General features: G+C 44.1%; 11 protein-coding genes. 8 read left to right on the top strand and 3 right to left on the bottom strand.

Going from position 1 to position 12,874, the window contains the following annotated elements:
* The first annotated feature begins 283 nt into the window (after positions 1-283).
* Positions 284-2,374, top strand: coding sequence for a DUF262 domain-containing protein (locus SporoP33_RS01020; RefSeq protein ID WP_081242018.1), 2,091 nt, complete (start codon positions 284-286; stop codon positions 2,372-2,374).
* Between the two features lie 205 nt (positions 2,375-2,579).
* Here the strand turns inward: SporoP33_RS01020 and SporoP33_RS01015 are convergent, their stop codons facing one another.
* On the bottom strand, positions 2,580-3,614 hold the full coding sequence (locus SporoP33_RS01015; protein ID WP_081242017.1) for an S-layer homology domain-containing protein: 1,035 nt from the start codon (positions 3,612-3,614) through the stop codon (positions 2,580-2,582).
* A 224-nt stretch (positions 3,615-3,838) separates the two neighbouring features.
* Positions 3,839-6,022 carry a YhgE/Pip domain-containing protein gene (locus tag SporoP33_RS01010; protein WP_081242016.1) on the bottom strand — a complete coding sequence of 728 codons (2,184 nt, stop codon included), beginning with the start codon at positions 6,020-6,022 and terminating at the stop codon, positions 3,839-3,841.
* A gap of 244 nt (positions 6,023-6,266) precedes the next feature.
* On the opposite strand from SporoP33_RS01010, the gene SporoP33_RS01005 reads away from it, so the two are divergent.
* The 7 genes from SporoP33_RS01005 to SporoP33_RS00975 all read left to right on the top strand — a co-directional run bounded on the left by SporoP33_RS01005 (position 6,267) and on the right by SporoP33_RS00975 (position 12,160).
* A complete protein-coding gene (locus SporoP33_RS01005; RefSeq protein ID WP_081242015.1) occupies positions 6,267-7,151 on the top strand; it encodes a D-alanyl-D-alanine carboxypeptidase family protein in 885 nt (294 codons plus the stop codon).
* 182 nt (positions 7,152-7,333) lie between these two features.
* A complete protein-coding gene (locus tag SporoP33_RS01000) occupies positions 7,334-8,344 on the top strand; it encodes a PIN domain-containing protein (RefSeq protein WP_081242014.1) in 1,011 nt (336 codons plus the stop codon).
* A gap of 102 nt (positions 8,345-8,446) precedes the next feature.
* Positions 8,447-8,878 carry a BrxA/BrxB family bacilliredoxin gene (locus tag SporoP33_RS00995; RefSeq protein WP_081242013.1) on the top strand — a complete coding sequence of 144 codons (432 nt, stop codon included), beginning with the start codon at positions 8,447-8,449 and terminating at the stop codon, positions 8,876-8,878.
* On the top strand, positions 8,875-9,654 hold the full coding sequence (locus SporoP33_RS00990) for a class I SAM-dependent methyltransferase (RefSeq protein WP_081242012.1): 780 nt from the start codon (positions 8,875-8,877) through the stop codon (positions 9,652-9,654). Before SporoP33_RS00995 ends, SporoP33_RS00990 begins: the two co-directional genes overlap by 4 nt.
* A gap of 372 nt (positions 9,655-10,026) precedes the next feature.
* Positions 10,027-10,614, top strand: a complete 588-nt coding sequence (locus SporoP33_RS00985; RefSeq protein ID WP_081242011.1) for a YpjP family protein — start codon at positions 10,027-10,029, stop codon at positions 10,612-10,614.
* A gap of 109 nt (positions 10,615-10,723) precedes the next feature.
* Complete coding sequence (locus SporoP33_RS00980; RefSeq protein ID WP_081242010.1) at positions 10,724-11,665, top strand: thymidylate synthase; 942 nt, start codon at positions 10,724-10,726, stop codon at positions 11,663-11,665.
* Between the two features lie 12 nt (positions 11,666-11,677).
* On the top strand, positions 11,678-12,160 hold the full coding sequence (locus SporoP33_RS00975) for a dihydrofolate reductase (protein ID WP_081242009.1): 483 nt from the start codon (positions 11,678-11,680) through the stop codon (positions 12,158-12,160).
* A gap of 9 nt (positions 12,161-12,169) precedes the next feature.
* Here the strand turns inward: SporoP33_RS00975 and SporoP33_RS00970 are convergent, their stop codons facing one another.
* The gene (locus tag SporoP33_RS00970) at positions 12,170-12,805 is read right to left on the bottom strand and encodes a PAQR family membrane homeostasis protein TrhA (RefSeq protein ID WP_081242008.1); all 636 of its coding nucleotides are present in this window, start codon (positions 12,803-12,805) and stop codon (positions 12,170-12,172) included.
* Between the last annotated feature and the right edge of the window lie 69 nt (positions 12,806-12,874).

Below are 12,874 nucleotides of genomic sequence, written 5' to 3'. Positions count from 1 at the left end.
ACTACATATGTTGCATTCCTATTTGGATTTTCATACATTGAATTCGTCTAAAAGGCAGCAGAAGCCGGAAGTATTCCACCGAAATGTAAAAGCGCAGGATGTGTAAGCATAGTTTTAAATGCAGACAGAGGGAATATTTCACCAGGAATGTTCGCGGAATTCGGCCGATTCATCTGGCAAATAGCAGACATACTCGTATAATAGAACAAACAGTGCCGTCCTTTTATATAAGCTTCTATACATAGAAAATTTATTCCTATCATGACTTTAGGGGAGTGTCGCAATGAGTAATCTGCAATCATTATCAGAAGTATTTCAAAATAAGTTATTCCGTATCCCTGATTACCAGCGGGGATACGCTTGGAAACGAAGTCAGCTAATTGATTTTTGGGAAGATATTATGAATTTGCGGGAGGGAAGATTTCATTATACCGGCATGCTGTCATTAAAAGCGGTTCCGCGGAAAGAGACGCAGAACTGGGGAAATGATACGTGGCTGCTTGATACGGGATACAAAGCGTATCATATCGTGGACGGCCAGCAGCGGATCACTACTTTTTCTATCCTGATCAATGAAATGGTATCTTTTGTGAAACGGCATGCATGTAATATCGGTAAAAATGAAGAAGACATTGTAATTTGCTATCAAACACTGCAGTCCATACGCACGAAATATATTTCTAAGAAGCGTCCGCCGCAGAATCTGATCACAACGTATTTATTCGGTTATGAGACGGACAATCCAAGCGCTGAATATTTAATTCACAGAGTATTTGACGAACCCTACAGCGGTACGATTAACGAGACATACTATACGCAAAACCTGAAATATGCCAAGGATTTTTTCTCTGCGTGCCTGCAGAAACTGTATGAAGAAGACGGCGTGGAAGGTATCGAAACTCTGTTCCGTAAACTGACGCAGCAATTGATGTTCAATATCCATGAAATAGAAGAAGACTACGATGTTTTCATCGCGTTCGAGACGATGAATAACCGCGGCAAAAAACTGACGAATCTCGAATTACTCAAAAATCGGCTGATTTATTTAACAACGCTCTATGATGAAGATCAATTGGATGGAATGGATAAAACAGCCTTAAGAAATCGCATAAATGATACGTGGAAAGAAGTATATTATCAGCTTGGCAGAAACCAGAAGTCTCCGCTCTCAGATGATGAGTTTTTACGGGCACATTGGATTTTGTATTTTAAATATACCCGTAAAAAAGGGGATGACTATATTAATTTCTTACTGAATTATTTCTCTTCCAAGAAAATATTTGAAAAATATGAAGTAGCAGTGGAAGATGAAGTGCCGGACAGTACAGGTCCTGAAGTAATGAAGGAAGATGAAGAAAATCTGCTGCCTGCAGAAGAGGAAACTAAGGCAGAGCACAATAAGCTGCGGCCAGAGGATATTACAGAATACGTGAACAGTTTGAAACATACGGCTGAAAACTGGTTCTATTCCTATTTCCCGCAATATGGAGAGTTTTCCGGCGAAGAAAAAATCTGGTTGGAGCGACTGAATCGTATTGGAATTGGTTATTTCAGGCCATTGGTGACAGTTGCACTTTCTTTACAGACGAAAGTTGCAGAGTCTGAGCGAATTGATTTGTATAAAACGATTGAGCGCTTTATATTTGTAATGTTCAGGATGGGTGTTTTCCAGTCCAGTTTTAAAAGCAGTGACTATTACCGGAAAGCACGCAGTTTATACAGGGGAGAACTGTCAATTGAAGAAGTGACTCAGTCATTAACCGAAATTACTGATGAACGAATGGGCAGTGCTGTCAAAAACTTTATCACACGTACCGAAAACCGTTTTGCAAATGGAGACGGTTTCTATGGCTGGCGGGATATTCGGTATGTTTTATATGAGTATGAATATGAAAAAGCGAGAAAAACAGGCATTGAAAAAATCGGTTGGACCCCATTTACCAAAGTTGAAAAAGATAAGGTTTCCATCGAACATATTCTTCCGCAGACTCCTGCTGACGATTACTGGAAAAATCAGTTCAAAAGCTATACTGCTGCTGAAATCAAGATATTGTCCGGTTCGCTCGGAAATCTTTTGCCGCTGTCACAAAGTGTAAATTCCTCTTTGCAGAATACTAGTTTTCCAAACAAAAAATCATCGAAAACTAATGGCAGAAGAGGATACAGCGACGGATCACACTCTGAAATCGAAGTATCTTTGGAAACGGATTGGAATGCGGAAGGTATTCTTGCGCGCGGACTGAAACTGCTGAATTTTATAGAAACCCGGTGGAATGTTCAGTTTACAGACGAAAAACAGAAAATCGAATTGCTTCATATTCCGTTTGTGCGGGATGGACGTGGGGAAGTGGCGGGTGTTGCGCCGGCTGATTAATAAAAGTGCGGTTTTTACGTAAAAAGCAGCTTATTTTATACTGATAGAACAGCAGTCTTTACAAAACGTACTCTAGCTATTCGGCTATCAAACCGGTATAAAGAACTTCTGACTAGAAAAATCGTATGGGGCAGATTACCGCGTCTGCTTCATACGATTTTTTGAATGTGGCGTATAGAATATCTATTTTTCTACTTCTGCTGTATTAGTACGGCATAAATATTAATTCACCGGACGTATATACTTCTTTGTCATGAACTTGCAGCAGGGCATGATACCCTTTCTTTTCCCAAACGGAGATGAATTCTGTATAGCCTTCCTGGCCTTCATACAAGGGAGTGCCTAATTCGTTTTTCGCATTGTCATTCAGGATGACATAAATTGTTTCGATTTCATCTGAACTGTGATAATACGTATCATCAGCGAGAAAATCATAAGCAATTGCGCTCAGTTTATTGTTTTCGAAAATATAAATAAGTTCAGCGTTATAACCGTATTTCGTGACTCTGTACACAAGTGCGACCAGATTTCCTTCGTGAAACTGCCCCATAAAGACTGCCGGCGATGATGCTTCGATCTTCTTCACTTGGCTCAAGTTCATAGAAAAATTAATACCGCGCGTCACTGGAACAGGCGGCACCGGTCTGAATGACGGATCCATTGCTCTTGCGATAAACGCTGCAATGTGTGAACGGGTGAGTGTTTGATTGGGCTTAAACGTGCCGTCTGGGTAGCCTGACGTGATGTTGGCATGTGCTAACTTACGTACGGCATGGTAAGAAGTGGAGCCTTTCGGTACGTCTTTGAATGTAATGTTTTTCTCTTCTTTTAAATGAAATGCGTTTGCAATAAAAGCAGCCATATGACCTCTCGTTACGTTCTGTGTCGGTTTGAATGTACCGTCAGGATAGCCGTTAATGATTTTCGCCTTCGCTGCAGAATTGATGTATCCTGATGAAAATCTGCCCGCGGGTACATCTTTAAACTTCGTTTTCGTTTTTGTGCCGTCCAGACCCGTCGCTTTGGCAACCATGATCGCGACTTCCTCCCGCGTGACCTTATCGTTGAGGCCAAATCGCTTTTGCGGAGTGAGTACACCTTGTTCCACCAGATACATAATCGCCGAATAATTCGGATGATTTTTCGGCACGTCTGTAAATATGTGAGAAGATGCCTCCTTCTTTGGCGCCAAAGAGAATAACAATACGAACGTTACGATCATGATTTGCATTTTCCTCATAAATATCCCTCCTCTTACACTATTAAACCAAATATACTATATCACAGGCGGTAAATAATTAGACCTATCATTTGTAAAAATTTAGAATGTCCTTTTAATAAAAACAACCAAAAATGTATCATTACCTAGCTGCATGGAGTACATGCCAAAAAACCTCCTTACACCGTAAGAAGGTTTTGCGATGGACAGGATCCGGAATTTTACAGTCACGGCGATTCGCCAGTTTAATGAAACAAATCTGTCTCCCGTGATTTAGCTAACAGCCGGTTCGTAGCTTTGTTCGTTTTCTCCTTACATATTACACCAAATATGATCAGCAAGACGCCAATACCCGCCAAGAACAAAATATCTTTTACAGCGCGGGCCCAGACGATCCCGCCAACTGCCTCTCTCATTAAATCAATCGCATAGGTGAATGGCAGAAAGGGATTGATCCATTGAAAGAACGCAGGAAGCAGCATAATTGGATACGTGCCGCCTGAGCCGGCAATTTGCAGCACCAGCAACACAATCGCCATCGCTTTGCCGACGTCCCCGAATACCGAAACGAGTGTATAGACGATAGACATGAACACGATGCTGATGAAGAGTCCAAACAGCATGAAGACTATCGGCTCATCGGCTGTTACACCAAGAAGAATGATATCACCAGCCGTTACAATGAGCGTCTGTACGAAACCGATTGTCAGGAACGTCAGCAGCCGTCCGATATAAATTTGCTTCGCCGTAAACGCACCTTCCCTGTGAATATCTGTAGAAAGCAAAGAAATGAGCAATAAACAACCGACCCAAATCGACAGTACGGTATAGAACGGTGTCATTCCTGTCCCGTAGTTTTTAATAGGAAATAGCTTTGTTTCATTCAGAATAATCGGCTCTTCAAAGAAACTGCGTTCAGCTTCTGGATCGTTTTGCAGCAAGTCGATGATTTCGTTAATGTCTGTCTCTCCTTGAATGTCCCTGATCCGTTTTGCGAGCCGGTTCACTTTATCGTAGACGTACGGGTATTGATTCAACGCTTTCTCGGCTTGCTGTTTTCCGTCAGTCAACTGTTGATTGGTGCTGTGTAATACCTTTTCTGCTTCAGGAATGGTTTTCTGTACTTCCTTCAACAGCGAGTTCGCTCTTGATAACGTCTTCAGCGCTTGGGCGATTTCTTTACGGACCAACGGCTCGATGGTATCCGTATATTCCGTCAGAAATGAATTGGCCTTGATAGAAGTATTTTCGGCAATTTTTTGCAGATCATTTATACTGTTTTTCAGCCGTTCTTCTTCGCCCTGCACGAGAGAATTTATCGAATGCGCATTTTGCTGCAGTTCATTCAACAGATTTTTGAGGTCTTTCACTTTTTCTAAAGCGCCATCTATAGGCAGGGGCGGATTGGCATCACCTGTCTGCTGAGTATTCAGCTGCTCAGCTGCCGTTTTTATATTCGTCAGATCCGCTTCAAGTCCATCCAGCTTTTCCATACTCGCTGTCACCCGGGCATCTATTGATTGTTTTGTTCGATCCCATTCAGTGAAGTCCAGCGTTGTTTGCTGAATCTGTTTCAAAAAGTCATTGGTTTCATTTGTAATAGCCGTTATTTTTTCAAGATCTGTCCTGATGCGTGGTGCGGCTGTTTCAAGGCGCTGTTGTGCTAATGTCAGCTGATCGATTGTGTTACTTACGGTTTGCAGACCTGCGGAAGTGGTTTGTTTCGCCTCAGGCAACAGCTTTTGCGCTTTGTTAATAATGTGCTGGGCAGAATTCGCATCGGCTACGATCCCTTCGAGTGTCTGATGAATAGCTGGCAGTTGATTTTGAAGGTCAAAAACATATTCTTCGAACTTCTTAATATCGGGCAAGTTTTTCTCAATCTCGATTCCAAGTTCATTAAACAATTTGAGTACGACACCGTTGACCGTGGAAATGAACTGTCTGCTCACTTGATCTACAATGACAGAAGCTCCTTTTTCTGTGATTTTTGGGGCGATAGAATTCAGCTTTTCATTGACATAATAACTGATCTCCGCTTTTTCAGGCTCACCCGCAATGACTGTTCCCAGTTTTCTGGAGAAGTCTTTAGGAATAATAATCGCCGCGAAATAATCGCCATATTCCACACCGTCCATCGCGTCCTGCTTTGCAGTAAATGACCAATCCATATCTTTATTGTCCTGCAGATTTTTCACCAATTCGGCACCGACATCAATCCGCTTGCCGCGAACCATCGCACCTTCATCTTCATTGACAAGCGCAACAGGCAAGTTGTTTGTATGGCCATATGGATCCCACGTCGCATAGATGTTTAGCCAGGCGTACAAAGAAGGCAGTACGGTCAGCCCTCCGATTAATAAGGCGGCTACCCAATTTTTACGAATATGGTGCAAATCCATTTTAAAAATATTCCAGCCTGTTTTCATTACATTGCCTCTTTTCCATTGGATATTCTTAGTAGCCATTATGCCCATCATGATGAAATTCAACTGAATTCTTTTGTAAGTCTTTGCTGGGCTGCGGTGAAAGGAATACGAAAGCAAATCGACATGTGAAAAATATTTCCGCCATAGGTGTTTTTATTGCGTATTCTTCATACAATCTTCAGAAACAACCGCTACTATTGTGCAGACTTCTGCTGCATAATAGACAGTTGAGGAAGGTGAATGTATGAAAAAGCTGTTATTCGCTCTGCTCTTATGTATCAGTGTGTATCTGGTCATTACGGAATGGAAAGATTCACAGCAAACCGTGCAGGAGTGGAGTGTTTCCTCCGATGCGATGATTTTGCTGAACGCGGAGACAGGGAAGGTAGTTTATGAGGAAAACAGTAAAAAGCCATTGCCGATTGCCAGTATGACCAAGTTAATGACACAATATATCGTGTTGAATACAATTGAAAACGGCACACTCACCTGGGATACGATGTATCAGCCGAGTGAAAATGTACTGAACTTAAGCCAGTTTGCGAGTGCAGCCAAGCTGGGCATGAAAGCGAATGAAAACTATTCTGTGCGCGAACTGTTTACCGCAATGACGGTCATTTCCGCAAATGATGCGGCACTTGCCCTTGCTGAACTTGCGGGCGGCACAGAAGAAAAATTTGTCGCAATGATGAATGAACAAGCGCAGGCATTTAACATGAAGGACACAATGTTTTACAACCCGCACGGCTTAGATGGTTTCTATTTAGGGAGAAATCCAAGCGAAAACAATGTGGCGTCCGCCCATAACGTTGCTGTTTTGGCAGATCGCTTAATCAAAAAACATCCCGAAGTGCTGGAATTTACGAAGATGCCGAGTTTTACGTCAAGACAGGGGATGACGATGTGGAACACGAATCTACTGTTACCCGGCATGCGTATGCAAATGGAGGGAATGGATGGATTAAAAACCGGCTATACGGACGCAGCAGGTTCTTGCTTTACCGGCAGCGGGGTGTTTAACGGGCAGCGGATCATAACGGTGCTGATGGGGGTGGAGGAAGTGGATGGGAATACTGTCGACCCGCGCTTTACTCTGACACGGGAAATGATTGAGCGATTTATGAAGTAATGTGAAAGCATATCTGTACAAGCGGCTTGGAAACTGTTGCTTGTACAGTTTTTAATTGCCGCATGTCGTTTCATTTGTAAACGTACCTGTTTATGACTCATTACAATATTCTATAATTGCTTTTCATTCATATGTTATCGTTATGACAGGAAGAGCATGATCAAGAAAGGGGGGCTTGTGCAGTGAAAACATATATTTTCTTGGATACTAATATTCTCGATAAACAATTCACTTTTAACCCGGATATTGAAGAGCTGCTGCGGTATGTACATAGGAATGATGACTGTGAAATTATTCTTCCGGAGATTGTCAGTAAAGAATTGATTGACCATGCAAAAGACATCATCTCCAGTAACAATATGAAAATTCAGTCTGTCAACAGGCTAAAGGAATGGAATGAGCAGAGTCCGGTGCGGATGTTTGAGACGGACCTGCTGCTGACACGGTACGAAAAACAGCTGAATGAAAATTTCACTGTTTTCAAACCGGACTCTGCAGTGTATGAAAAAGTCTTTACACGATACTTTGACGGGCTTAAGCCGTTTGAAAACAGAAAACAAGAGTTTAAAGATGGGCTGCTTTGGGAAAGTCTGCTGCTTTTTAAAGAACAACATCACCTCGAATCTGCCCAATATTTCTTTATTACAAATAACTTCGCCGACTTTGCGGCAGATAAGAGAAATAAAAAAGTCTTGCACACCGATCTGCAAAAAGAATTCCCGCAATTACAATTAGAGAATAGTGTGAAGGAGTTTCTGGCGGCACAAGAATATTACAGTGAATTCGTAATGAATGACTGCGTAAAGTCCTCGCTGCTGCTAGTTTTGCAGCAGAGCATGGAAGATCTCTGCTGGCGGCTCGGTGAAACATTGTACAGTTATGTATTTAAGAAGAATCAATCTTCTAAAGAGGAGTTTTTCTTGAATTCAGTAGGCAGACTGGAAAACATAGCTGTCAGTACGGCATCAGCAGCAAAAAAGTCCGATCACTATGTACATGTTCCCATTACAGCGGACACACAAGTCTCCCTCTATAAGCGGATGTACGTTGATCCGTCGTATGGGTATGCCGATGAACATCAGGAAACAGTCAGTGATCCGGTACGAATAACGTGTGAAGCCGTATTTTCTCTGGAGGGCGGGCAATACGAAGTGAAAGCGTTGGATAAAATCGTTATCACTGAACGGAACTGACCGTCCTGAATCTCGATACTTGGCATTTACTGAATATATGCTTTACTATTAAAAGCGGTACGGTATAAAACATACAACACTATGAAAGGCGGAGATATTCACATGAACGCATACGATGAATACATGCGCGGGATTGTAACCCCGATGCGCGAAGAACTGACAACTGCAGGATTTACAGAACTGACAACAGCTGAGGAAGTTGACAGTACATTAGAGGGTCTGGAAGGCTCTGCTATTATTGTCATCAACTCTGTGTGCGGCTGCGCGGCAGGCTTGGCACGTCCCGCTGTTCGCGAGGCAGTGGAGGAAGTGAAACCTGACCACTTATTTACCGTTTTTGCGGGACAAGACAAAGAAGCGACAGCGGCATTCCGCGCGTACTTCCCGGAAATTCCGCCAAGCTCACCATCTATTGCCATTTGGGATCAAGGCAAAGTGGTCTACTTTATTCCGCGTGAGCAAATTGAGAACTTCCAGAAAGACCAAATTAAAGATCACCTCGTCGATGTCCTGACGAAAGTCGTCGGTCAATGAACGTGATCATTACGACAGCAGGGCGTCCTGATGAACAGTCAGCTGCACTGGTGAAACACGCAGCGGACGCATTGCAGGCGCCTGCCGTCGAACGGAAAAAGCGGTCCATCCCCAAACTGCAGGACATCTATCAATGTGATGTCCTGGTGGCGGGGAAGGACCGCTATTCGTTTTATAAAAGAGGATGCGAACAACCATTCTTTTTTCATCCGAACTCTGCAACGTATCGTCTGAAGCGTATAGAGAAAGGTGAAACTGATCCGCTCGCGGCAGCTTCCGGTCTTATGCCGGGAGATGCATTTTTGGATTGCACCTTAGGACTCGGCTCGGACGCGATCATCGCGGCCAGCATAGCAGGAGAAGACGGAACGGTGGAAGGAATTGAAGCAGATAAAGTCATCGCATTTTTGACAAAGACCGGTCTGCACAGCTTTCCGATTGACTTTCCGCTCCTGCAAGAGGCAATGAAACGTATTGAAGTCATTCATTCGGAAGCTGTCACATTCTTAAAATCTTGTCCGGACAATTCCCGCGATATCGTCTTTCTCGATCCGATGTTCACCACACCCATCGAGGAATCAGCTAACTTTGAAGTTCTGCGTGAAATTGGCGCGACAAACAGTGTAACAGAAGAGTGGGTGACAGAAGCAGTGCGTGTATGCAGACGCCGGGTGGTGCTCAAAGACCACTATCAGTCGCCGGTGTTTGAGCGCTTCGGCTTTAATCAGCAAATACGGTCCTATACGAAAGTTCACTACGGTGTGCTGGAGAAGTGATAACTAGCTGCGCTGGCGCGGCGGCGGGATGCAATAGCGCGCACAGAAAAAGACAGTATGAGCTTTTTGCCCATACTGTCTTTTTCGGCGTTCACCGCTTTAGGATCAATGTGTAAAGTTAAGGGAGCTCAAGTATAGAGTCAATACAAGCATACCGATACCCAGTAGTAAGTTAACATCCATTGTTGCGACCTCCTTTATGTAGCGCGTTGGTTTCCATCCGCTTAACTTGCAATCAAAGAACAATTTTGTGAAAAGAATGATTGAAGTTTGACTTTATTGTACAATGAAATAGAAAAAGATGAAACCTTTTGTGATGCTTTTCGTATGAGTTATCAAGATGTATGACGGAATGTTGAAGGAGTGACGAATATGAAGCGATGGTTACAGCGGCTGATGATTGCATCCGTCGCCGTACTGACACTGGGCGTCATTACACCCGATCATGAAATTTGGACAAGCTTGCAAGACAAACACGAACCGAATGAAACCGGCGCCCGCGCAGAAGGCACAGCGTATTCACTGGAACTGCGCAGCGAAGCGGACGATGTACTTGCGCTTGGCAGCCGAGCAGAAGATCAGCAGCTGGTCGACCATGCACGGTTATTGTCATATGAAAAGTTCGGACAGCGGATTGGCCCGGTCATTCAGCATGAATTTGATACCGAGATTTTTCCGAGAATTGAATCAGTAATTCAAACTACTGTACATAATGCAGCAGATCGCCGTCTTGCGATTACCGAGCAGCCTTCCGGCGATTACGCAGAGAAGATTTTCCATGTTCATGATCAAACGGCAAATCAGGATCTTATCCGCTTTCATGTCCGGACGGAAAAACGTCCCATTGACGGATACTTTTACAACTTCCACTACCACACAGCGGAAGACGGATTTGTTGCACACCACTCAGTAGGCGATATTTACTGGTCCAAAAACACACCACCGAAATGGCTTTCGTAAGCAGCCGTTCCGGGGTGTGTTTTTTGTGCCCCGGTTCTAGTGTCTTTCTCTTTGTACAAGGGCAAACAATGTTATAATAGGTGTAATTTCAGAAGAGGGAGCTTGAAGCATGAAGCAATATTTAGATCTTTGTCAACATATTCTGGATACAGGCACGAAAAAGGGAGATCGCACGGGCACCGGAACGTACAGTGTCTTTGGCTATCAGATGCGCTTTGATTTGGCGCAGGGGTTTCCTTTGTTAACGACAAAAAAGACGGCTTTTCGTCTGATTGTCTCAGAATTACTATGGTTTATAAAAGGGGATACCAATATTCGAACGCTCATTAAAGAGCGTAACGCAATATGGGATGAATGGGCATTTGAGCGGTATGTACAAAGCGAAGCGTATACGGGTCCTGATATGACTGATTTCGGCCGCCGTGTATTAAAAGACGAAGAATTTGCGAAAGTTTATCAGGCAGAGCTGGCTTCGTTTAAAGAGAACATCCTGGCTGATGAAGAGTTTGCGGAGCAGTACGGCGACCTCGGACCGGTTTACGGCAAGCAGTGGAGGGCGTGGGAAAGTGAGAACGGCGTCATCGATCAGCTTGCACAGGTGATTGACAGCATCAAAAATAACCCGGACTCACGGCGGCACATCGTAACGGCGTGGAATCCGGCGGAAGTGGACGATATGGCCTTGCCGCCATGCCACTTATTGTTCCAGTTCTACGTAGCGGATGGTAAATTGTCATGTCAGCTTTATCAGCGCAGTGCAGACGTCTTCCTTGGCGTGCCGTTTAACATCGCGTCTTATGCGCTGCTCATTCACCTCATTGCACATGAATGTGGTTTAGAAGCCGGCGAATTCGTGCATACATTAGGTGACGCACATTTATATCAGAACCATATGGATCAGGTAAAAGAGCAGTTAAGGAGAGAGCCGAAAACGCTGCCGACATTGAAGGTTAATTACGGCGGCCGGTCGATTTTTGAATTGACGACGGAAGATATTTCGATCGAAGGCTACGATCCGCACCCAAGAATCAAAGCACCGATTGCAGTATAAGGAGGAATTTCATTGATTTCATTATTAGTGGCACATGATCTCGGCCGGGTAATCGGCAAAGACAATGAGATGCCATGGTATATTCCGGAAGAACTTCAGTATTTTAAAGAGAAAACGATGGGCAAGGCGATGATCATGGGACGCAAGACGTTCGAATCGATCGGCCGTCCGTTAAAAGGCCGTTTAAATATCGTGATTACACGCAATCCAAGTTATGAAGCTGACGGTGTTACGGTCGTGCACGATATGGAGAGCGCGGTACAACTTGCGAAAGATTACGCGGACGAAGTGATGGTCATTGGCGGATCTGAGATTTTCCAAATGGCGATGGACGACGGAGCAGACAGACTGTATGTCACCATCATCGAGAAACATTATCCGGGCGACACGTTTTTCCCGGAATATGAAGAAACCTATACATTAACGAGCAAGTCTGAGCCGCACTATGCGCAGGACGGCACACCGTATACGTATCAAATTTGGGATAAAAAATAACGCCCTTCTCTACACATAGAGAAGGACGCTGAAGTACATTGCCGCACTGCCCGCCATCACGAACAGATGCCAGATCGCGTGATTATACGGCACACGGCGCGTCATATAGAAATATGAGCCCGCTGTATAGAATAATCCGCCGATCACGAGCAGCCAGATACCGGCTGGCGGCAGTGCGTCATATAATGGTTTAATCGCCAGAATGATCAGCCAGCCCATGAAAATATACAGGGCAAGCGATAATTTTGCGAAGCGGTGAATGAAAAAGATCTTGAATAAAATACCGAACAAGGTCAGTCCCCAGATGATGCCAAACAGCGTCCAGCCGAGCGCACCTTTTAAGGTGACCAGCAAAAATGGCGTATACGTCCCGGCGATGAGTACATAAATGGCGGAATGGTCAAGAATAGCGAAAAAAGATTTCACTTTGACCGGCATACTATGTAAGAGTGTACTCGCGAGGAACAGCAGCAGCATGGACACGCCGAATATCGTGAAGCTGACGACGGCGATTCCGGTGCCTTGCTTCACACCTTTTAAGATCAGAAAGACTAATGCAGGTATGCTGAGTAAGAAACCGATTGCATGGGTGATCGCATTCCAGCGTTCTTCATGCAGGTTCTTGTAATCGAATGATTCTTCCAATCGAACTGCACCTCCTGCTACTCACTATACCAAATACACAATGAAAAATCGCAGATAGTCACACGCGAA

Origin of the sequence: Sporosarcina sp. P33 (assembly GCF_002077155.1) — a bacterium.
In the GTDB taxonomy this organism is placed as follows: Bacteria; Bacillota; Bacilli; order Bacillales_A; family Planococcaceae; genus Sporosarcina.
Note: the sequence above shows the minus strand (reverse complement) of the source record. Positions and strands in the feature narration are given on the sequence as shown.

Excerpts from the sequence above, each read along its gene's own strand:
- SporoP33_RS01020 (WP_081242018.1), top strand. The coding sequence starts at position 284 with ATGAGTAATCTGCAATCATTATCAGAAGTATTTCAAAATAAGTTATTC.
- SporoP33_RS00990 (WP_081242012.1), top strand. The coding sequence starts at position 8,875 with ATGAACGTGATCATTACGACAGCAGGGCGTCCTGATGAACAGTCAGCT.
- SporoP33_RS00985 (WP_081242011.1), top strand. The coding sequence starts at position 10,027 with ATGAAGCGATGGTTACAGCGGCTGATGATTGCATCCGTCGCCGTACTG.
- SporoP33_RS00980 (WP_081242010.1), top strand. The coding sequence starts at position 10,724 with ATGAAGCAATATTTAGATCTTTGTCAACATATTCTGGATACAGGCACG.
- SporoP33_RS00995 (WP_081242013.1), top strand. The coding sequence starts at position 8,447 with ATGAACGCATACGATGAATACATGCGCGGGATTGTAACCCCGATGCGC.
- SporoP33_RS01005 (WP_081242015.1), top strand. The coding sequence starts at position 6,267 with ATGAAAAAGCTGTTATTCGCTCTGCTCTTATGTATCAGTGTGTATCTG.
- SporoP33_RS01010 (WP_081242016.1), bottom strand. The coding sequence starts at position 6,022 with ATGAAAACAGGCTGGAATATTTTTAAAATGGATTTGCACCATATTCGT.
- SporoP33_RS01015 (WP_081242017.1), bottom strand. The coding sequence starts at position 3,614 with ATGAGGAAAATGCAAATCATGATCGTAACGTTCGTATTGTTATTCTCT.